The sequence below is a fragment of the Nguyenibacter sp. L1 genome (assembly GCF_035199985.1).
GTDB classification, from domain to species: Bacteria; Pseudomonadota; Alphaproteobacteria; order Acetobacterales; family Acetobacteraceae; genus Gluconacetobacter; species Gluconacetobacter vanlangensis.
In genome coordinates this window covers 2,224,428-2,244,024 of record NZ_CP127015.1, presented here as the reverse complement: position 1 = coordinate 2,244,024, position 19,597 = coordinate 2,224,428, and the positions used below count along the sequence as shown (strand labels likewise).

General features: G+C 71.0%; 20 protein-coding genes. 3 read left to right on the top strand and 17 right to left on the bottom strand.

What is annotated here, in order from left to right; translation table 11 throughout:
• Positions 1-26: 26 nt before the first annotated feature.
• The 11 genes from QN315_RS10075 to QN315_RS10025 form a co-directional block, all read right to left on the bottom strand.
• On the bottom strand, positions 27-242 hold the full coding sequence (locus QN315_RS10075) for a DNA gyrase inhibitor YacG (RefSeq protein ID WP_176639035.1): 216 nt from the start codon (positions 240-242) through the stop codon (positions 27-29).
• Positions 229-1,356, bottom strand: a complete 1,128-nt coding sequence (locus QN315_RS10070) for a ribonuclease E/G (RefSeq protein ID WP_323989139.1) — start codon at positions 1,354-1,356, stop codon at positions 229-231. Before QN315_RS10070 ends, QN315_RS10075 begins: the two co-directional genes overlap by 14 nt.
• On the bottom strand, positions 1,353-1,991 hold the full coding sequence (locus tag QN315_RS10065) for a Maf family protein (protein ID WP_323989138.1): 639 nt from the start codon (positions 1,989-1,991) through the stop codon (positions 1,353-1,355). Before QN315_RS10065 ends, QN315_RS10070 begins: the two co-directional genes overlap by 4 nt.
• A gap of 16 nt (positions 1,992-2,007) precedes the next feature.
• Positions 2,008-2,226 (bottom strand): translation initiation factor IF-1, encoded by a 219-nt coding sequence (gene infA, locus QN315_RS10060; RefSeq protein WP_003622234.1) that lies wholly within the window; start codon positions 2,224-2,226, stop codon positions 2,008-2,010.
• Positions 2,227-2,364: 138 nt separating this feature from the next.
• The gene (gene hisD, locus QN315_RS10055; RefSeq protein ID WP_323989130.1) at positions 2,365-3,678 is read right to left on the bottom strand and encodes a histidinol dehydrogenase; all 1,314 of its coding nucleotides are present in this window, start codon (positions 3,676-3,678) and stop codon (positions 2,365-2,367) included.
• Positions 3,675-4,385 (bottom strand): ATP phosphoribosyltransferase, encoded by a 711-nt coding sequence (hisG, locus tag QN315_RS10050; RefSeq protein ID WP_323989129.1) that lies wholly within the window; start codon positions 4,383-4,385, stop codon positions 3,675-3,677. The genes hisD and hisG overlap by 4 nt, the downstream gene beginning before the upstream one ends.
• A 162-nt stretch (positions 4,386-4,547) precedes the next feature.
• Entirely contained in the window at positions 4,548-5,810 is a 1,263-nt protein-coding gene (gene murA, locus QN315_RS10045; RefSeq protein ID WP_323989128.1) for a UDP-N-acetylglucosamine 1-carboxyvinyltransferase, read from the bottom strand.
• A 12-nt stretch (positions 5,811-5,822) separates the two neighbouring features.
• Positions 5,823-6,377, bottom strand: coding sequence for a dCTP deaminase (gene dcd / locus QN315_RS10040; RefSeq protein WP_176641156.1), 555 nt, complete (start codon positions 6,375-6,377; stop codon positions 5,823-5,825).
• A gap of 84 nt (positions 6,378-6,461) precedes the next feature.
• Entirely contained in the window at positions 6,462-6,659 is a 198-nt protein-coding gene (locus QN315_RS10035; RefSeq protein ID WP_323989127.1) for a hypothetical protein, read from the bottom strand.
• The gene (locus QN315_RS10030) at positions 6,656-6,907 is read right to left on the bottom strand and encodes a hypothetical protein (RefSeq protein ID WP_323989126.1); all 252 of its coding nucleotides are present in this window, start codon (positions 6,905-6,907) and stop codon (positions 6,656-6,658) included. Before QN315_RS10030 ends, QN315_RS10035 begins: the two co-directional genes overlap by 4 nt.
• Positions 6,897-8,144, bottom strand: coding sequence for a glycosyltransferase family 4 protein (locus tag QN315_RS10025; RefSeq protein WP_323989125.1), 1,248 nt, complete (start codon positions 8,142-8,144; stop codon positions 6,897-6,899). Before QN315_RS10025 ends, QN315_RS10030 begins: the two co-directional genes overlap by 11 nt.
• Before the next feature lie 326 nt (positions 8,145-8,470).
• On the opposite strand from QN315_RS10025, the gene QN315_RS10020 reads away from it, so the two are divergent.
• The 3 genes from QN315_RS10020 to infC all read left to right on the top strand — a co-directional run bounded on the left by QN315_RS10020 (position 8,471) and on the right by infC (position 12,162).
• Positions 8,471-9,373, top strand: coding sequence for a glycosyltransferase family 9 protein (locus QN315_RS10020; protein WP_323989124.1), 903 nt, complete (start codon positions 8,471-8,473; stop codon positions 9,371-9,373).
• Between the two features lie 56 nt (positions 9,374-9,429).
• Positions 9,430-11,373, top strand: a complete 1,944-nt coding sequence (gene thrS / locus QN315_RS10015) for a threonine--tRNA ligase (RefSeq protein WP_323989123.1) — start codon at positions 9,430-9,432, stop codon at positions 11,371-11,373.
• Positions 11,374-11,640: 267 nt separating this feature from the next.
• Complete coding sequence (gene infC, locus QN315_RS10010; RefSeq protein WP_176640712.1) at positions 11,641-12,162, top strand: translation initiation factor IF-3; 522 nt, start codon at positions 11,641-11,643, stop codon at positions 12,160-12,162.
• Between the two features lie 77 nt (positions 12,163-12,239).
• Here infC and QN315_RS10005 read toward each other — a convergent pair whose 3' ends face one another.
• From QN315_RS10005 to hrpB, 6 genes are all read right to left on the bottom strand, one after another.
• Positions 12,240-12,947 carry an SIMPL domain-containing protein gene (locus tag QN315_RS10005; protein WP_323989122.1) on the bottom strand — a complete coding sequence of 236 codons (708 nt, stop codon included), beginning with the start codon at positions 12,945-12,947 and terminating at the stop codon, positions 12,240-12,242.
• Positions 12,944-13,294: a hypothetical protein gene (locus QN315_RS10000; protein ID WP_176642034.1), complete on the bottom strand. Its 351-nt coding sequence runs from the start codon at positions 13,292-13,294 to the stop codon at positions 12,944-12,946. The genes QN315_RS10005 and QN315_RS10000 overlap by 4 nt, the downstream gene beginning before the upstream one ends.
• A 20-nt stretch (positions 13,295-13,314) precedes the next feature.
• On the bottom strand, positions 13,315-14,865 hold the full coding sequence (locus QN315_RS09995; RefSeq protein WP_323989121.1) for a HAMP domain-containing sensor histidine kinase: 1,551 nt from the start codon (positions 14,863-14,865) through the stop codon (positions 13,315-13,317).
• Between the two features lie 20 nt (positions 14,866-14,885).
• A complete protein-coding gene (locus QN315_RS09990) occupies positions 14,886-15,566 on the bottom strand; it encodes a response regulator transcription factor (protein WP_176640728.1) in 681 nt (226 codons plus the stop codon).
• 104 nt (positions 15,567-15,670) lie between these two features.
• The gene (locus QN315_RS09985) at positions 15,671-16,831 is read right to left on the bottom strand and encodes a trypsin-like peptidase domain-containing protein (protein WP_323989119.1); all 1,161 of its coding nucleotides are present in this window, start codon (positions 16,829-16,831) and stop codon (positions 15,671-15,673) included.
• 168 nt (positions 16,832-16,999) lie between these two features.
• Positions 17,000-19,561, bottom strand: a complete 2,562-nt coding sequence (hrpB, locus tag QN315_RS09980; RefSeq protein WP_323989118.1) for an ATP-dependent helicase HrpB — start codon at positions 19,559-19,561, stop codon at positions 17,000-17,002.
• Positions 19,562-19,597 lie beyond the last annotated feature (36 nt).

Sequence of the window (19,597 nt, the reverse complement as noted above, 5' to 3'; positions counted from 1 at the left end):
GGGCCGTTCCGCCGTGGGGGTGTGATCTATCCCACCTCATCGTCGGGATCAACCCGTCTCGACTCGTTTTCGTCAAAGATTTGCGATCCCTCGTCGCTGTCGGGCACGCGATAGCGTTCGGTGAACCAATGGCCCAGATCGATATCCGCGCAGCGCCGGGAACAGAACGGACGGAATGTCGGGTCGCCGGGCCGGCCGCAGATCGGGCAGGGGGGCAGTGCAGTCGGTTCAGTCACGGTCATGGCTCCAGCCCAGGGGTGGCAGGGACGGGTCCAGCCGCCAGGCCAATTGGTGGCCGGACAGGCGCGCGGCATCGTCCACGGCGTCCGGGTTCGCCTCCAGCGCGCGGGCCAGGTCGGTGCCCACGCGCAGGGCCGGCGCCGTCCCATGCCGTCCGGCCGCCTGGCGCGCCCACTCGTCCAGCATGCGCAGGGCGCGGCCCGTGGCGCCGGACAGCAATTCATGCAGCGGCGGCCCCACGCGCGGACGCAGGATTTCCGCCAGGCCCAGCGCGGTGAACCCCAGAAAGCGCGGGCGCAGCGGGTCCCGCGCCAGGGCGCCCTCGATCGTGTCGCGCAGCGCCTGGCGCTTGCGGATCGCCAGCCCCGCGACATCCAGCACGATCGCCCCGGACAGGTTGCGCAACCGGATCTGATGCAGCAACGCCGGCAACGCGTCGCGGTTGGCGGCGAATTGCGCGGTCTGCTTGGCGCGCCGGTCGGTGCTGGCGGCGCCGCCATCCATGTCGATCGCCACCAGGGCAGGGGTCGGAGTAATGGTGGCGCGCATGCCGCCCGGCAGGTCGACGCTCGGCTCGGCCAGCGCCGCGACGGCGGCCTCGGCCTCGGAATCGAACGCCTGGGCGACGCGGTGCAGGCGCGGCCGCAACGCGGGCGGCAGGCGCGCGGCGATGGCGGCATCCGCGACCAGGATCGGCGCGTCGGGCCAGGACGCGGCCAGTGCCGCCAGCGGCGTCGGGCCGCGCGCCAGCAGGACGGGCGGCCCGGCCAGGCCGGGCGGCGCGCCGCCCGGCGGCAAGTCGCCGGGGGAACACGCGGCCAGGCGCGCGCCCTTGCCGCCCTGCGCCGCGCGGGTAACGCGCACCAGCACCGGGTCGCCCTCGGCCAGCGGACCGGGGGCGGCCGAGTCGGGCAGAAAGCCGCTCAGCCCGTCCGCCAGGTCGATGAAGGTGCCCCCCAGCGCCGGCAGGCGCGCCCCGGCGCGGCCACGATGGATGTCGCCCACCCCGTCCGGATGCGCGGGGCGCCACAGCGCATAATCGCGCAATCCGGCGTCGTCCGTCACGGCCAGGCGGATCTCACCTGGCGCGCCGGCGGCCCGGATCTGCACCGTCACCGGATCCAGTCCCCTTTCTGGCCGCGCAGCAACTGCGCCACCTCGAACAGCGGCAGCCCGATCACGCTGGACGGGCTGCCCGACAGGAACCGGACAAAGGCCGCCGCATGGCCCTGGATGGCATAGCCCCCGGCCTTGCCGTGCCAGTCGCCGGCATCCAGCAGCGCCGCGATCTGCCTTTCGGTCAGCCGGGCGAAGCTGACGGTGCTGGCCACCAGCCGTTCCGCCGCCCGGCCCTGCGGCCACGCCGCGCTGGGGCGCAGGGCCACGGCGGTCAGCACCGTATGGCGCCGGCCGGACAGCAGGGTCAGGCAGTGCCGCGCGGTCTCGCGGTCCTCGGCCTTGGGCAGGATGCGCCGTCCCAGCGCCACGACCGTATCCGCGCCCAGGACCAGGGCGGGCTCGTCCAGCGCGGCCGCGACATGGGCGGCCTTCTCGCGCGCCAGGCGCTGGGCATAGAGGCGGGGCAGTTCGCCGGCAAGCGGCGTTTCGTCCAGATCGGCGGCGACGATGCGCCGCGGCTGCAATCCGATCTGCGCCAGCAGGTCGCGGCGGCGCGGCGAGGCGGAGGCCAGGACCAGCCCCGGCAGCGGCGGGGCGGACGAATGCGGATCGGACGGGAACGGGTCGGACAAGAGGAGTACCGCCGCCTTACTTGAAGCGGAAGGTGATGCGACCCTTGCTGAGATCGTACGGCGTCATTTCGACATTCACCCGGTCGCCGGCCAGGACGCGGATGCGGTTCTTGCGCATCTTGCCGCTGGTGTGGGCCAGGATCATGTGTTCATTGTCCAGCTTGACGCGGAACATGGCATTGGGCAGCAGCTCGGTGACCGTGCCGCTGAATTCGATCATGTCTTCCTTAGACATCGGGTCCTTCGATCTTCTGATTGACCGGCGCCGGGCCGGTACAAGGGACAAGCCGAGCGCCGGGATCGTCGCGCAAGGCGATCCCGAGGCCCGATAGAGAGAATGCACGCGGATATGTGCGGATTGTCGGCGCCGCGGTCAAGCTTTGTCGACGCCGGTCACGATTGCGTCCAGCCGTGCCGAGACGCTCAGCGCGTGCGCGTCCAGCCCCTCGGCCCGCGCCAGCGCCACCGCGGCCGGCCCGATCCGGCGCAGCGCGTCGGCCCCCGCGCCGATGAAGGTGGTGCGCTTCAGGAAATCGAACACCGACAGGCCCGAGGCGAAGCGCGCCGTCCGGCTGGTCGGCAGCACGTGGTTCGGGCCGCCGACATAATCGCCGATCGCCTCGGCGCACTGGCGGCCCAGGAACACCGCGCCGGCATGCCGTACCCGGGCAAAAAGCGGCTCGGGGTCTTCCAGCAGCAGTTCCAGATGCTCGGGCGCGATCGCATCGATCAGCGACGCGGCCTCGTCCAGGTCGCGCACGGTGATGATGGCGCCGTGCGCGTCCCAACTCGCGCCGGCGATCGCCGCCCGCGGCAGGGTGCGCAACTCGGCTGCGACGCACGCCGCCACCTGCCCGGCCAGGGCCGCGTCCTGGGTGATCAGGATCGACTGCGCCAGCGCGTCATGCTCGGCCTGGGCCAGCAGGTCCAGCGCGACGATGCGCGGATCGGTGCCGGCATCGGCCACCACCACGACTTCCGACGGACCGGCGATGCTGTCGATGCCCACCCGGCCGAACACCTGGCGCTTGGCTTCGGCCACATAGGCATTGCCCGGACCCACCACCCGGTCCACCGGGCGGATGCTCGCCGTGCCATAGGCCATGGCGGCCACGGCCTGCGCGCCCCCCACGCGATAGATCTCGCTGACCCCGGCGCGCCGGGCCGCCGCCAGCACCAGCGGGTTCAGCACCCCGTCCGGCGTGGGCACGCACATCGCCAGCCGCGCGACCCCGGCCACCCGGGCCGGCACCGCATTCATCAGCACCGAGGACGGATAGGCCGCGGTCCCGCCGGGCACATACAGCCCCACCGCGTCCAGCGCCGTCCAGCGCATGCCCAGCTCGACCCCCTGCGCGTCGGTATAGCGCAGGTCGGCGGGCATCTGGGCGCGATGAAACGCCTCGATCCGATCGGCCGCGACATCCAGCGCCGCCAGCAGCGCGTCGCTCACCCGGGCGCACGCGGCATCGATCTCGGCCTCGGTGACGCGCAGCCGGTCGGGGGTGATCGCCATCCGGTCGAAGCGCGCGGTATAGGCGCACAGCGCCTCGTCCCCCCGGGCGCGCACGGCGGCGATGATCTCGCTGACCGGGCCGTCCACCCGGGCGGTATCCCCCGCGCGCTCATCCAGCAGGCGGGCGAAGGCGGCGTCGAAATCGGGCTGCGCGGTGTCCAGGCGTTTCATGCGGTGGCGGCCTCCCGCGGGGCCTGCGCGCCCAGCGCCTGGCGGAACCGGGCGATCAGCGCGCCGATGCGCTCGGGCTGGGTCTTCAGCGCGGTGCGGTTGACGATCAGCCGGCTGGTGACGTGGGCGATCGTCTCGGTCTCCTCCAGCCCGTTGGCGCGCAGGGTGGACCCGGTATCGACCAGGTCGACGATCAGTTGCGACAGGTCCAGCACCGGGGCCAGCTCCATCGCGCCATGCAGATGCACGATGTCGGCATTGATGCCCCGCGCGGCGAAATGGCGGCGGGTGATCGCGGGATATTTGGTGGCCACCCGCACCCGCGACCAGCGGGCCGGGTTGTCACCCGTGCCCTGTTTGCCCACGCCCTGCTCACTGGGGCGCGCGACCGACACGCGGCACGCGCCGATCCGCAGGTCCAGCGGCGCATAGATCTCCGGATAATCGAATTCCATCAGCACGTCGGCGCCGCAGATCCCCAGTTGCGCGCCGCCGAAGGCGACGAAGGTCGCGACGTCGAACGACCGCACCCGCACCACGTCCAGCATCGGGTCGTTGGTCGGAAAGCGCAGCCGGCGGCTGCCCTCGTCCAGGCAATCGGCGGCCGGCAGGATGCCGGCGCCGGCCAGCAGCGGGGACGCGGCCTTCAGGATGCGCCCCTTCGGCAGGGCAAGGACCAGCTTCGTGTCCGGGATCGGGGCGGTCATGCACTCTCCAGCAGCTTCGAAACGCGCCCCGGGGCCGCCGCGTTTCCGGGGCGGCCTGGCCCCATCCGCCGGGTGCGGGCGCCATGTGCGCTGCGCCTTATCACATTCCGCCCGCCCGCCGGAAGGGCCGAGGCCGCGGCCCCGCCCCGCGGCCCCGCCGCGTCAGTCGCATACCCGCGCGATCTGCGCGCCACAGCGCGCCAGCTTCTGCTCCACGGCCTCATAGCCGCGATCGAGGTGATAGACCCGGCTGAGGATCGTCTCGCCATGCGCGGCCAGGCCCGCCAGGATCAGCGAGAACGAGGCCCGCAGGTCGGTCGCCATCACCGGCGCGCCCGACAGCGCATGCACGCCGCGGATGATGGCCGACGAACCGTGGACATTGATGCGCGCGCCCATGCGGTTCAGTTCGGGCACGTGCATGAAGCGGTTCTCGAAGATCGTCTCGGTGACCATCGACGCCCCCTCGGCGACCGACAGCAGCGCCATGAACTGCGCCTGCATGTCGGTGGGAAAGCCGGGATAGGGCTCGGTCATGATGTCCACCCCGCGCAGCGCGCCGGTCCGGCGCACGCGCAGCGCGTCGTCTTCCTGCAGCACCTCCACGCCCGCTTCCTCCAGCGTGCGCACCACGGCGCCCAGATGCTCGATCCGCCCGCCGACCAGCCGCAGGTCCCCGCCCGTGATCCCGGCGGCGCAGGCATAGGTGCCGCATTCGATCCGGTCCGGCATCACCCGGTGGGTGGTGCCGTGCAGCGCCTCGACGCCCTCGACGGTCAGCGTGCCGGTGCCCGACCCGGTGATGCGCGCGCCCATGTTGTTCAGGCAGGCGACCAGGTCGGCGATCTCCGGCTCGCGCGCCGCATTGATGATCTCGGTCCGTCCCCGCGCCAGGGCCGAGGCCATCAGCAGGTTCTCGGTCGCCCCGACCGAGGCGAAGGGCAGGACGATCCGCTCCCCCACCAGGCCGCGCGGCGCCCGGGCGTTGATATAGCCGTTTTCCAGCGAGATCTCGGCGCCCAGCGCCTCCAGCCCCTTCAGGTGCATGTCCACCGGCCGCGTGCCGATGGCGCATCCGCCGGGCAGCGACACCCGCGCCTCGCCGCAGCGGGCCAGCAGCGGGCCCAGCACTAAAATCGAGGCGCGCATCTGCGACACGATGTCGTACGGCGCCACCGTGCTGGTGATGCTGCCGCCGACCGCCAGGGTGGACCCGTCGCCCTCGACGTCCTCGACCGTCAGCCCGTGCTGTTCCAGCAGGCGGCGCATGGTCGCGATGTCGGCGATGCGCGGCACGTTGCGCAGCATCAGCCGGTCCGAGGTCAGCAGCCCCGCGACCAGCAGCTTCAGCGCCGCGTTCTTGGCGCCCCCGATGACGATGTCGCCCCGCAGCCGGTGGCCGCCGCGAATGATGAAACGGTCCATGCCGCGGCTCTCCTACATCCGGGGGGTGGCGACGCCGCGCTGGCCCATATACTTGCCGGCACGGTCCGCATAGCTGACCTCGCAGGGCGACGCGCCCTGGAAGAACAGGAACTGGCAGATCCCCTCATTGGCATAGATGCGCGCCGGCAGGGGGGTGGTGTTGCTGATCTCGATCGTCACCTGGCCTTCCCATTCCGGTTCCAGCGGCGTGACGTTCACGATGATGCCGCAGCGGGCATAGGTCGACTTGCCCAGGCAGACGACCAGCGTGTCGCGCGGAATGCGGAAATATTCCACCGTGTGCGCCAGCGCGAAGCTGTTGGGCGGGATGATGCATGCCGGCCCCTCGCGCGTGACGAAGCTGTTGGCCGCGAAATTCTTGGGATCGACCAGGGCGTTGTCGACGTCGGTGAAGATCTTGAATTCCGACGCCACCCGCGCGTCATAGCCATAGGACGACAGGCCATAGGAAATCACGCCCTCGCGCTGCTGCCGCTCCACGAACGGTTCGATCATGCCGGCCTCCTGGGCCATGCGTCGAATCCAGCTATCGGGCATGATGGGCATCGTTGCTCCCTTCCGTCGCGTGGAGGGGGTGAATCGCCTCCGGTACCAGCCCCGACCACTAGCGAAGGCCGGGCCGCTCCGCAATCAGCTCTTTTCGTCCTCGGCCCGGGGCGCGGGCAGGTCCGCGCGGGCGCGCGACTGCTGCTTGCGCCGGCGCAGATTCTCGCGCAGGGCCGCGGCCTCGCGCGCCAGGCGCTCCTGCCGCGCGGCCTCGGCCTTCTCGGCCTTGCCCGGGACCTTGTCCCGAGTCCTGCCCGGGGGGATGTCGTCCGGTCGGGTCATCGCCGCCGCGCCGCCCACAGCAGCACCAGCGAGCCGGCCATCAGCAGCGCGCCGACCCCGTCCAGGATCAGGATCGGCCATCCATGGCCCCAGAGCGGCCAGTGCCATTCCGACGGGCCCAGCTCCATCAGGATGCTGGCGCCGAAGCAGAACACGGCCAGGGTCTGCGCCCAGGACACCGCGCGCGGCGCCGGATGCCGGCCCGGCCGGCCGCCGGACCGGCCAGCATGAAACGGGTCAGTGGACATCGGCGCATTCCTCCGGCGCGGTTTCGGGCATGTCGGCGTCCGCCGGGGTCCGGGCGGCGAACCATGCCTCCATGTGTGACCCCAGTATCTCATCATAGACCCGCAGCGTCGCCTGCTGCATCGCGCGGGTGGTATAGTGCGCCAGCACCCCCCGGCGCGCGGCGGCTCCCATTGCCGCTTCCGCCTCGGGCGCCAGCGTCAGCATGTCGCGGATCGCCCGGGCCAGGGCGTCGGCATCGCCCGGCGGGACCAGCCGCCCGGTCTCGCCGTCCTGGACGGTTTCCATCGCCGCGCCGTGGGCGGCGACGATGACCGGGCGGCCCATGGCCTGCGCCTCGACCACCACGCGGCCGAACGGCTCGGGGCGCAGCGACGGCACGACCACCAGGTCGGCCAGGGCCAGGGCCGCGGGCATGTCGGCGCAATGGCCGGCGAAATGCACCCGTCCGCGCAGCGCCGGGCTGGCGCGCACCGTGCGCAGCAGGTCGCGGCCGAACCGGTCGCCGCGCCGCCCCGGCCCGACGAAGACGCAGGCCCAGTTCCGCCCGCATCCGCCGGCCCGCTCCATCCGCGCCAGGGCCTCCAGCAGCAGCGCCTGGCCCTTCCACGGCGTGATGCGCCCCGGCAGCATGATGATTGCCGCGTCGTCGGGCAGGCCCCAGCGTTCGGCCAGGGCCTGCAGCCGATGGCCGCGCACGGCCTCGGGGTCGAAGCGCGCCGTGTCGGCCCCGCGCGGAATGACGCGCAGCCGCTCCGGCCCCACGCCGTAATCGCGCGCCAGCCGCCGCGCGATATAGGCGCTGATGGCGATGACCCGCGATCCGGACGCCATGACGGCGTTATAGCGCCGCTTGCCCGGGACGTTCTCGCGATACACGCCGTGCCAGGTCGTCACCAGCGGCACGCCGGTCCGCCGGCAGGCCAGCCAGGCCGACCACCCCGGCGCGCGAGAGCGCGCATGCACCAGATGCACGCCCCGGGCGCGGATCAGCTCGGCCAGCCTCCGGGCATTGGCCAGGATCCGCAGCGGGTTCTTGGTCCGCAGGTCCAGCGGCACATGCGTCCCGCCCGCATGGCGCAGGTGCGGCAGCATCCGCCCCGCCGCGCACGCCACCAGCGCCACCCCGCCGCCGCGAACGATGGCGTCCGCCATCTCGACGGTGCCCTGTTCGATCCCCCCGGCATCCAGCGCGGGCAAAATCTGCAGGATGACGGGACAGGGCGCGGGGGATTCCATGGCCCGACCGCTTAGCATGAACGCGCGAACCGCGTCACGTTCGCGTCATATGTGACCGTGTAACATGGACGTCCTGCCATGATGTGCTACAGAGCACGCATGGGGTGGTCGCACCCCCAAGAAGACAGAAGAACAAGAAGAATCAAGAAGACCACGGAAACCTCCATGAAGACGGGCGGCACGAACGCTGTCTCCCTCTTTCCGGCGTCGCCTCCGATCGTGACGGACCAGATTCCGCCTCGCGGGGCGGCGCCGGCATCTCCATGTTTTCCCATGTTTTGCCCGGCGCTGTTTCCATGCGGCACGTTCTGGATTAACCAGGGCGCATGACGCGCGTTCTCGTGATCAAGCTGGGTGCGCTGGGCGATCTGGTCCAGGCCTTCGCACCGTTCGCGGCCATCCGCGCCCATCATCCCGACGCCGCCATCACCCTGCTGACGACCGCCCCCTTCGCCGAGCTGATGCGCGCCGCCCCGTGGTTCGACCGGGTGGCGGTCGATGCGCGCCCCTCCTGGTGGGATGTGCGCGGCGTGCTGGCGCTGCGCCGGACGCTGCGCGGTCATGACGTGGTGTACGACCTGCAGACCTCGGGCCGCTCGTCGCGCTATTTCCGGCTGGCCGGCCGCCCGGCCTGGTCGGGCATCGCCCGCGGCGCCCGCTGGCCGCACGACAATCCGCATCGCAACGCCATGCACACCCGCAGCCGCCAGCGCGACCAGTTGCGCCGCGCCGGCATCGCCCAGGTCCCGGATGCCGACCTGTCGTGGCTGGCCGGGGGCGGCCCGGTCCTGCCGCAGCCTTATGCCCTGCTGGTGCCGGGTGCGGCGCCGCACCGCCCGGCCAAGCGCTGGCCGGCCGAACGGTTCGGCGCCCTGGCCGGCCACCTGCTGGACGGGGGATTGCTGCCCGTCGTGGCCGGCACGGCGGCCGAGGCCCCGCTGGCCGCCGCCATTCGCCGGGCCTGCCCGGCGGCGCGTGACCTGACGGGCCGGACCGGCCTGGCCGACCTGGCGGGGCTGGCGGCGCGGGCCGCGCTGGCGGTCGGCAACGATACCGGCCCCATGCACCTGGCCGCCGCGATGGGCTGCCCCGCGACCGTGCTGTTTTCCCGCGACAGCGACCCGTCCCTGACCGCGCCGCTGGGCCGCGTGCCGGGGCAGGTGCGGGTCATCCGCGTTGACGATCTGGCCACTCTGAGTGTGGATAGGGTTGCGGCGTCGCTCGGCTGACGCCATTACAGCGACTTCCCTTCACGCACGACTTTCCAGTCCGGAGCATCGACACCATGCCTGCCATCACCCTGCCTGACGGATCCGTTCGCCGCTTTGACGGTCCGGTGACGGGCACTACGGTGGCGGCGGCCATCGGTCCCGGGCTAGCCCGCGCCGCCCTGGCGATGGAGCTGGACGGCAGGCTGGTCGACCTGTCGCGCGAAATCGCCGACGATGCCGCGGTGCGCTTCATCACGCGCAAGGACGAGGCGGCGCTGGAGATGATCCGCCACGACACCGCCCATGTGCTGGCCGAGGCCGTGCAGTCGCTGTGGCCGGGCACGCAGGTGACCATCGGTCCGTCGATCGAGAACGGCTTCTATTACGATTTCTATCGCAACGAGCCTTTCACTCCCGAGGATTTCCCCGCGATCGAAGCGCGCATGCGCGAGATCGTGGCCGCCAACGCGCCTTTCGCGCGTGAGGTCTGGCCGCGCGACGAGGCCATCCGCTTCTTCGAGGCCAGGGGCGAGCGATTCAAGGCCGAGCTGATCCGCGACCTGCCCGAAAGCGAGCCGATCTCGATCTACCGCCAGGGCGAATGGCTGGATCTGTGCCGTGGTCCGCATCTGCGCGGCACCGGCGATGTCGGCACGGCCTTCCGCCTGATGAAGGTCGCGGGCGCCTATTGGCGCGGCGATCACCGCAACCCGATGCTGACGCGCATCTACGGCACCGCCTGGCGCGACCAGAAGGAACTGGACGCCTACCTGCACCAGATCGAGGAAGCCGAGCGCCGCGACCATCGCCGCATCGGGCGCGAGATGGACCTGTTCCATATCCAGGAAGAGGCGGTGGGCTCGATCTTCTGGCATGCCAAGGGCTGGCGCCTCTATACGGCCTTGCAGGATTATATGCGCCGCGCCCAGACCCGCGAGGGATATGAGGAAGTGCGCACGCCGCAACTGGTCGACCGCGCGTTGTGGGAGGCCTCGGGCCATTGGGACAAATATCGCGAGCACATGTTCATCGCGACGGTCGAGGACGAGGACAAGACCCTCGCCCTCAAGCCGATGAACTGCCCCTGCCATGTGCAGATCTTCCGCCACGGCCTGCGTTCCTATCGCGAGCTGCCGCTGCGCATGGCCGAATTCGGCGCCTGCCACCGTTACGAGCCCTCGGGCGCGCTGCACGGCATCATGCGCGTGCGCTCCTTTACCCAGGATGATGGCCACATCTTCTGCACCGAGGCGCAGATCGCGCCCGAGACCGCGCGTTTCGTACGGATGCTGGCCGAAGTCTATGCCGATCTGGGCTTCGAGAGCTTCCGGGTGAAGTTCGCCGACCGGCCCGAGCAGCGCGCAGGCACCGAGGAAAGCTGGGACCGCGCCGAGGCCGCCCTGGTCGAAGCCTGCCGCCTGGCCGGGATCGATTACGAGCGCAATCCGGGCGAGGGCGCGTTCTACGGCCCCAAGCTGGAATTCGTCCTGCGCGACGCCATCGGCCGCGACTGGCAGTGCGGCACGCTGCAGGTGGATTACGTGCTGCCGGAGCGGCTGGACACGTCCTATATCGGCGAGGACAGCGCCCGCCACCGGCCCGTCATGCTGCACCGCGCGATCCTCGGGTCGTTCGAACGGTTCCTGGGCATCCTGATCGAACAGCATGCCGGCCGCTTCCCGCTGTGGCTGGCGCCGGTCCAGGTGGTGGTGGCGTCGATCGTCACCGACGCCGCCCCCTATGCCGAACAGGTGACCCACGCGCTGAAGCAGGCGGGGCTGGCGGTCGAGACCGACATCCGCAACGAGAAGATCAACGCCAAGATCCGCGAGCACAGCCTGGCGCGCGTGCCGATCATCCTGGTCGTCGGCCGCAAGGAGGCCGAGGATGGCACGGTGGCCATTCGCCGCCTGGGCGGCGCGGCGCAACAGGTCGTCCCCCTGCATGAGGCCGTCGATGCCCTGGCGGAGGAAGCCCTGCCCCCCGATTTGCGCCGGGCGCGTCAGGCGGCCGCCTGATTTCGTCAGACCTGGCCATCCCCCTGGCCGATGGCGGCGCCCATGTGCTGGCGGTATGGCCGGGCGTTTCTTCTGCCCGGGACGCATGGCTGGCTTCAGCCTTCATGCGACGAGAATGCTTGATCTGGATAGGTGCTTTGCGCCACATAACGGCGTATCCGGAGGTGTATCGCGCAGTTCCGACCCCATGCCCCTGGGCATCGGTGGGGAATGCGCGTTGTCCGGACGCGAAAAAGAACACAGGAGCCGACCATAGCCAGACCTCCGATGCCCACTCCGCCTAACCGCGAGGGCCCACGCGTCAACGAAGAAATCCGTGTCCCGCAGGTGCGTCTGATCGACGCGGATGGCGAGATGCTGGGGGTGATGCCCACGCGCGAGGCGCTGGCGCGCGCCTATGCCGTCGGCCTCGACCTGCTGGAAATCAGCCCGAACGCCGAACCGCCGGTGGCCAAGATCCTCGATTACGGCAAGTTCAAATACGAACAGCAGAAGAAGCGTAACGAGGCCCGCAAGAAGCAGAAGGTCATCGAGATCAAGGAGGTCAAGGTTCGGCCGAATATCGATGAGAACGACTACCAGGTGAAGATGCGCGCCATGCGCTCGTTCATCGGCGAGGGCGACAAGGTCAAGGTGACGCTGCGCTTCCGTGGGCGCGAGATGGCTCACCAGGACCTGGGCATCAAGGTGCTGGAGCGGATCCGCTCGGAAATGGACGAGCAGGCGAAGGTCGAGCAGATGCCCAAGCTGGAAAACCGCCAGATGATCATGGTCCTCTCGCCGCGCTGATCCGCGCCGGACGACCCTAATAAAAAAGCCCGGACGGAAAAGTCCGGGCTTTTTTATTGGATAGCCCATGGGTCGTGCTACGGGCGCAGCATGATCGTCGCGGTGGCGGCGGCCGTCACCGTCTGTTCCTCGAGGGGGGCGGTGGGGGGCATGGACGCGCGGGCGGCCGTCATCATCATGGGCATCGGGCGGGACGTGCCCTGGTCCTGCAGCGCGATGGTGCGGATCGGCCCCATCGTCATGCCCAGCACCTTGGCCGCGGCCTCGGCCCGACGGCGCACGTCGCGCAGGGCTTCGGCCTCGGCCTGCTGCGTCAGGGCGCTGCGCCGCTCGGGCGACAGCGACCAGTCCAGCCCCGACAGGCCCAGCCCGCGCGCCTGCAACTGGCCCACCAGGGTCAGCAGCGCCGTACCGTCCGCGCCCGTCAGACGGATGACCTGCCGCGCCGTCCACTGGGCTGGCCGGGCCGCTTCGTCATGCTGCACGACATAGGAATCGGTGACGATGGTCAGCCCGCCGGCAGCGTTGGCCGCGTCCACGGCCTGACGGATCACGCTGTTGACCCGACCCTGCACGGCGGCGGGCGTGGCGCCGTTGCTTTCGGCAAACAGGGTGGCGGTCAGCCGATCAGGCGCCGCATGGACGGCGCCCGCGCCGGTCAGGGTCAGCTCGGTGTCGGCCGTGCCGTGCCGGCCGGCGGCGTCCTGCGCCCGCGCCCCGGCCACCGGGCCGGCCAGCAAAAGCACGGCCACCGGGATCAGACGGGTCATGGCGGTGGCGGTCATGAATGATTGTCTTCCTTCAATACCATCAGGGCGCGGCGCAAATCGATGATGCCCGACCGGACCCTGCCCTCGCGGCACAGCAACGCGCCATGGATGCGCAACTCGCTCACCTCGCGCGTCAAGGGCGGTCCATAGGCATCGATGACGGTCACCAGCCGATCGCAGAAGGCGCGGCTGTCGCTGGTGATCACGACCGGGCGCCCGGAATCAGAGCCCGCCTCCGGGCCCGAATCCTGCCCCCGATCCTCGCCCGGCCGGGGCGATGCACCGTCCGGCGCGGGCGCGAAGGCGCAGACGCACAGGCTTGCGGCCAGCAGGGCCGGGATGACAAGGGACGGTGCGTTCATATGGCGCAGCCTAGAAGGGGTCATCTGTCGCGCTCGTGGGGTGATTGTGAAGTCTCCGTCACGACCGCGGGATGCTGCGCCCGCGGGGCGGGTGGAATGGGAATGGGCGCGGCCGCGCGGGCCTGCGGCTGCGCCTGCCGCGCGACCGGCAGGATCATGCGGACCGACAGCCCCGGTTGCTGCGCGCGCAGGCGCAGCACGCCGCCATGCAGTTGTACGATCGCCTGTACCAGCGACAGGCCCAGCCCCGCGCCCGGGGTATGGCGCGCCGCTTCGGCGCGGAAGAAGCGTTCGGACGCGCGGGCCAGGTCGGCCTCGTCCATGCCGATACCCTCGTCCGTCACCGCGATCGAGACCGCGCTGGCGCCCGGCGCGAGCATTGTCAGCCCCGGCAAGGCCGGCCCGGTGGCCGCAGCCAGCGTCACCGTCCCGCCGGCAGGCGAGAATTTGATGGCATTGTCCAGCAGATTGGCCACCGCCTGCTGCATCAGCGCCTTATCGCCGTAGAAAGGCAGGCAGGACGGCAGGCGCAGCGCCAGGCGGATCTGCTTTTCCTCGGCCACCGCCTCGTACAGATCGCTGATATCGGTCAGCAGCGGTACCAGGTCGAAGGGGGCGAAGGCCGACCGGCGCGATCCGGCCTCGATCTGCGCGATGCGCAGCAGCGCCTCGAACACCGCAGTGACATTGTCCAGGTTGCCGACCGCCCGCTCGATCGCCAGCCGCAGTTCGGCCGCGCTGCCGGCATGCAGGGCCGCGTCCTCCAACTGGGTGCGGGCGCGGGTGATCGGCGTGCGCAGATCATGGGCGATGGCGTTGGAGACCTGGCGTACGCCATCCATCAGCCGGACGATGCGGTCCAGCATCTCGTTGATCGCCTCGGCGACCTGGTCCAGTTCGTCCCCATTGCCCACCAGGGGCATGCGGCGCGATAGGTCGCCACGCGCGATCGCCGAGCTGGTCTGGGCAATCGACTTGATCATGCGGCGGAACATGCCATGGACCAGCACGGCGCCGCTGATCGCCAGCAGGGTCACCATCATCCAGGCCCAGAGCAGCGAGTCGGTCAGCAGCCGCCGCAGCACCGCGCGGGCGCGGACGTCGCGCCCGACCAGCAGGCGGAACCCGCCCGGCAGCGCGAAGGCCCGCACTTCCGCCGTGTCGCGCATGCCGGCCCGCGTGACCTTCAGCGAATACCACTGGTCGGTGCGGACCACCTGGGCCGGCCATTCCGACAGGTTGCCCGCCAGCCTGTTCCCGGTCGGGCCGACCATCAGATAGATCGCGTCGTCGTCCAGGTTCTGTTCCAGCCGGTCGTCGATCGTCAGCGCCAGCGTGGGCAGGCCGCCTTCGGCCCAGCGCTGGCTCAGCGCCCGCGCATCGGCATTGATGGCGGTTTCCACCTGCCGTTCCAGAAAGCCGATCGTCCCCCACCAGATGAAGGACATGAACAGGATCGACGACAGGGCGAACAGCACGCCATAGCCCAGCGAAAAACGCAGGCTGGCCGAACGCGGCAGCCTGAAGCGCCGGCGCCCGCCCCGTCCTCTGTCTTCACCCCCGGGCTGCATGGCCGGCGCCGCCCCCGTTCCTATTCCGCCCGCAGCATGTAGCCGGCATTGCGGATCGTGTGGATCAGCGGCGTGTCGAACGGCTTGTCCACCTTCTGGCGCAGGCGCGATACGTGCACGTCGATCACATTGGTCTGCGGGTCGAAATGGTAATCCCACACGCCTTCCAGCAACATGGTGCGGGTGACCACCTGCCCGGCATGGCGCATCAGATATTCCAGCAGGCGGAATTCGCGCGGCTGCAGGTCGATCCGCTGGCCGCCCCGCCGGACGGTGCGCGACAGCAGGTCGACCTCGAGATCCGCGACGATCAGGCGCGTTTGCGGCACGTTGTCGCTGCGCCCGCGCCGCGACAGCGCCTCGACCCGCGCCAGCAGCTCGCTGAAGGCGAAGGGCTTGGTCAGGTAATCGTCGCCGCCGGCCTTCAGCCCCTGAACCCGGTCGTCCACGTCGGCCAGTGCCGACAGCAGCAGGACCGGCGTGCTGTTGTTCTGCGCACGGATCGTCTCCAGCAGCCGCAGCCCGTCGATGCCGCCCGGCAACATGCGGTCCAGGATGATCAGGTCGAAATTCTCGCTGACGGCCAGGAACAGCCCGTCCTTGCCGTTATCGACCGGTTCGACCAGATGTCCGGCCTCGCGCAGGCCTTTGGCCACGAAGTTGCGTACCGTCGGATCATCCTCGACGACCAGAATATGCATGCGGTCCGGCTCCCGTTTCTTGTTTCCGGCCTATCTTACGTCGCGCCGTGGCGCACTGGCCAGAGCGGCAGGCCAAAGCAATTGTCCGGGCCGCCGCCAGGGCGTCAATCGTCCATGTCCTCGGGACGGTGCCCGACAACGACCGGCATCGTCAGCACCGCGCCATGGCGCCGGATGCGCAACTGGACGGTCGAACCCGGATGTTCGGCGGCGATGGTGCGGATCAGGGTACGGGAACTGTCCATCGGCTCATCCCCCACGCTCAGCACGATGTCGCCGGTCCGCAATCTGGCGCGGCGGGCCGGTCCATCGCGGTCGATATCGGTGATGCGCACCCCGTCATGCCCGTCGCCGTCGGCCAGTGTCACGCCCAGCCAGCCGCGATCGATATGCCCGCTGCGCCGCAGTTCGGCGACGATCGGCGCGACGATCTCGGACGGAATGCCGAACCCGATCCCCACCGACCCGCCGGTGGGCGACACGATGGCGGTATTCAGCGCCACCACCTGGCCGCTGAGATTGAAGGACGGCCCTCCGGAATTGCCCGGATTGATCGGCGCGTCCAGTTGCAGGAAATCGTCGAACGGGCTGGCGCCGATATCGCGCCCGCGTGCCGAGACGATGCCCGCCGTCACGGACGATCCCAGCCCGAACGGATTGCCCGCCGCCATGACCCAATCGCCGACATTGATCTGCCGGCTGTCGCCCCAGGTGACGAAGGGCAGCGGATGTGGGGCCTGGATCTTGATCACCGCGATATCGGTCAGGTCGTCGCTGCCCAGCAGCTTCGCGGGATATTCGCTGCCGTCGGCCAGCGAGACGGTGATGTGGTCGGCCTCGCCCACCACATGGTTGTTGGTGACGATCACGCCGCTGGGGTCGATGATGAAGCCCGACCCGGCCCCCAGCATTTCCTCGCCGCGCGCGCGCATCCGGTCGCGGAAGCGCCGCTCGAAGGGCGTGCCCTTCACCCCGGGGGGCACGGGCTGGCGTTTCTGCTGGTCGTTGGCGCTCTGGGTGTCGGTGCCCTGAGTAACGGCGATATTGACCACCGCCGGCACGACCTGGCGGACCAACGGCGCGAAGGTCAGCGGGCCGGAGACGACCAGCGGAGGGGCCGGCGGGGCGAACACTGTCTCCGCCGCCTGCGCATCCGCGTGGCGGGGCGAGCCCGCCAGCACCGCGCAGGCCGCCAGAGCGAGGGGCAGGCGGCGCGGCAAGCCGGGCGCGAGGCGGGGAAAAGGCCGGCTTACCATCCGCCGCATGGGCACGTGATCCTGTTCGTGGCGCGCCGGGCGCGGGGAAAGCACGGCGACGATGGCGTGACGATAGCGCAAGATGGCGGCGGCGTCATGGCGTCCGGGTTTGGGCGTCCGGGTTTGGGCGCCCGGATCGGACGCCCAGACTGGCCCCCCGATCAGGCATGGCATGCGTCAGGACCGGCCGGCCCGGCGGGCCGGCGGGCTGGCCTGCGCCGGATCCTCGGGCCAGTCATGGCGGGGGTAGCGCCCGCGCATGTCGCGACGCATGTCGGCCCACCCCCCGGTCCAGAACCCCGCCAGGTCGGCGGTGATCGCCTGCGGCCGGCCAGCCGGCGACAAGAGCGCAATCTGCAGCCTGACCAGCCCGTCGGCCAAGCGCGGCGTCTCCCGCAGGCCGTAGAAGGTCTGTGCCCGCGCCGACGCGGTGGGCACGGGCTGGGTATAATCGACCGGCACCCGCCCGCCCGGCAAATCCAGATGCGTCGGCAGCGCCTTGTCTAGCCAGGTCAGAGCGCCGTACTCCACCCGTCCGCGCAGCATGGCCAGCACGTCCAGCGCCGCGACCTCGGACAGGCGAGTCAGGCCGGTCAGCCACGGGGCCAACCAGTCTCCGGCTTCCGCCGCCAGAGCGGTATCCGACAGATCCGGCAGGTCCGCGCGCCCCAGCAAGGCGCGGGCCAGCGCCACGCGGGCCTGGAATTGCCGCGTCGCCGGGGTCCAGCCCAGGCTGGTGTCCAGCCGATCGGTCACCTGGCGCAGCAGCAATGCCGCGACATCGTCGGGCGAGGCCGCGACCGTGCGGTCGCGCAGCACCAGCGCCCCCAGGCGCAGCCGGCGCCGCGCCAGGACCGATCCGGTCGCCGGGTCCAGCGTCGTCTCCACCTGTTCGGTGGCGCGGCGGCGGATGGAAGGGGGCAGATTGTCGGGGTCCAGCCGGGCCGCCATGCGGATTTCGGCTGCCGTGCGGACATGCAGGGTCGCCACCGCCAGCAGGCCGGCATCGGCCAGCCGGTCGGCCCTGCCCAGCCGCGCGCCGCCGCCGCCCGACAGGCGAAAACTGCCCGGCTCGCCGCGCCGCTGCGCAATCCGGTCGGGGAAAGCCGCTGCCAGCAGGGAGGCGGCGTCGCCGGCCGCCGTAATGCCGCCGCGCAGCCCCAGCCGGCGCCGGTACTGGCCGGCCGCCTGGCGGATCCGGGCCAGCGCCGCACGATCGGCGTCGGCATGATCGCCGCCGGCGATCAGGTCCAGCCGCAGGGCGATATCGGCGGGCGGAATCGGCGGCACGCCTGCGCCGCCCGGCCGCGCGTTCGGGGCCGCGCGCGGGCGCAGCGGGTCGCGTTCCTCCAGCAGGGCGGCGATGTCGGCGGCCAGCGCGGCCTCGGCTTCGGTCGTGGCCGCCAGCATCATCGCCGCCAGCCGCGGGTGCGCCCCCAGCGCGGCCATGCGCTCGCCCTCGGGCGTGATGCGCCCGTCCTCGTCCAGGGCGCCCAGGGCGGCCAGCACGCCGCGCGCGGCCTCGAACGCGCCATTGGGCGGGGCGTCGGGCAGCGGCAGTTCGTCGGGCGTCGTGCCCATGGCGGCCTGCCAGGCGGCGCTGTCCAGCCGCAGTCCGGTCAGCTCGGCATCCAGAATCTCGGGCCGGTCATGTGGCGTCATGCCGCGGCCGGTCGCCTCGCTCCACAGCCGCAGCGCCACGCCCGGCCCTTCGCGCCCGGCGCGTCCGGCACGCTGTGCCGCCGCGGCGCGGGAAATCCGCACCGTATCCAGCCGCGGCAGGCCGGTGCCGGGGTCCAGGCGCGGGCTGCGCCGATAGCCGCCATCGACCACCACCCGCACGCCCGGCACGGTCAGCGACGTCTCCGCGATCGAGGTTGCCAGGATCACCCGCCGGCCCGCATCGGGTTGAGGCCGCAGCACGCGATCCTGCTCGCCCGGCGGCATTTCGCCGTACAGCGGCAGGATGGTGGCCGGTACGCCGGCCAGCGCCGCCTGGGTCCGACGGATCTCGCCCACTCCGGGCAGGAAGGCCAGGATATCGCCCGCATGCTCGGCCAGCGCGGCGCGGATGGCGCGGGCCATCGCCTCGGGCAGGTCGCGCAGATGGGTCAGGTCGCGTGGCGCGTGGCGGATCTCGACCGGGAACATCCGCCCCGCGCTTTCGATCAGCGATGCATCCATCAGCGCCGACAGCGCGGCCCCGTCCATGGTCGCCGACATCGCCACCAGGCGCAGATCCGGCCGCAGGCTGCGCTGCACGTCCAGACAGAAGGACAATGCGGTATCAGCGTCCAGCGACCGTTCGTGGATCTCGTCCAGGATCACGCAGGCGACGCCGTCCAGCGTCGGATCGGCCAGCAGGCGGCGGACCATCAGCCCCTCGGTCACCACCTCGATGCGCGTGCGGGCCGAAATTGCGGCGTCAAGCCGGGTGCGATAGCCTACCAGCCCGCCGACCTCCTCGCCCAGCAGGCTGCTCATGCGCTGGGCCGCCGCGCGGGCGGCCAGGCGGCGCGGCTCCAGCATCAGGATGCGGCCATTGCCGCGCCAGGGGGCGTCCATCAGGGCCAGCGGCACGGTCGTGGTCTTGCCCGCCCCCGGCGGCGCGACCAGCACGGCGCCAGGGCGCTCGGCCAGGCTGGCGCGCAGGGCTGGCAGGATCGCGGCCACCGGCAGGTCGCTTGGCAGGTCGGCCAGCGTCGGGACGGGATTTTGCAGGTCGCGGTCAGATTCCATATCCTGTTTATGCGTCCGCGGCCTGGAACCGGCAAT

Bases quoted from the DNA above. Each gene is read 5' to 3' on its own strand.
- QN315_RS10035 (WP_323989127.1), bottom strand. From the start codon at position 6,659: ATGACCCGACCGGACGACATCCCCCCGGGCAGGACTCGGGACAAGGTC.
- QN315_RS10030 (WP_323989126.1), bottom strand. From the start codon at position 6,907: ATGTCCACTGACCCGTTTCATGCTGGCCGGTCCGGCGGCCGGCCGGGC.
- QN315_RS10000 (WP_176642034.1), bottom strand. From the start codon at position 13,294: ATGAACGCACCGTCCCTTGTCATCCCGGCCCTGCTGGCCGCAAGCCTG.
- infA (WP_003622234.1), bottom strand. From the start codon at position 2,226: ATGTCTAAGGAAGACATGATCGAATTCAGCGGCACGGTCACCGAGCTG.
- hisG (WP_323989129.1), bottom strand. From the start codon at position 4,385: ATGACCGCCCCGATCCCGGACACGAAGCTGGTCCTTGCCCTGCCGAAG.
- QN315_RS10005 (WP_323989122.1), bottom strand. From the start codon at position 12,947: ATGACCGCCACCGCCATGACCCGTCTGATCCCGGTGGCCGTGCTTTTG.
- QN315_RS09985 (WP_323989119.1), bottom strand. From the start codon at position 16,831: ATGCGGCGGATGGTAAGCCGGCCTTTTCCCCGCCTCGCGCCCGGCTTG.
- thrS (WP_323989123.1), top strand. From the start codon at position 9,430: ATGCCTGCCATCACCCTGCCTGACGGATCCGTTCGCCGCTTTGACGGT.
- hrpB (WP_323989118.1), bottom strand. From the start codon at position 19,561: ATGGAATCTGACCGCGACCTGCAAAATCCCGTCCCGACGCTGGCCGAC.
- QN315_RS10025 (WP_323989125.1), bottom strand. From the start codon at position 8,144: ATGGAATCCCCCGCGCCCTGTCCCGTCATCCTGCAGATTTTGCCCGCG.
- murA (WP_323989128.1), bottom strand. From the start codon at position 5,810: ATGGACCGTTTCATCATTCGCGGCGGCCACCGGCTGCGGGGCGACATC.
- hisD (WP_323989130.1), bottom strand. From the start codon at position 3,678: ATGAAACGCCTGGACACCGCGCAGCCCGATTTCGACGCCGCCTTCGCC.
- QN315_RS10020 (WP_323989124.1), top strand. From the start codon at position 8,471: ATGACGCGCGTTCTCGTGATCAAGCTGGGTGCGCTGGGCGATCTGGTC.
- QN315_RS09990 (WP_176640728.1), bottom strand. From the start codon at position 15,566: ATGCATATTCTGGTCGTCGAGGATGATCCGACGGTACGCAACTTCGTG.
- dcd (WP_176641156.1), bottom strand. From the start codon at position 6,377: ATGCCCATCATGCCCGATAGCTGGATTCGACGCATGGCCCAGGAGGCC.
- infC (WP_176640712.1), top strand. From the start codon at position 11,641: ATGCCCACTCCGCCTAACCGCGAGGGCCCACGCGTCAACGAAGAAATC.
- QN315_RS09995 (WP_323989121.1), bottom strand. From the start codon at position 14,865: ATGCAGCCCGGGGGTGAAGACAGAGGACGGGGCGGGCGCCGGCGCTTC.
- QN315_RS10075 (WP_176639035.1), bottom strand. From the start codon at position 242: ATGACCGTGACTGAACCGACTGCACTGCCCCCCTGCCCGATCTGCGGC.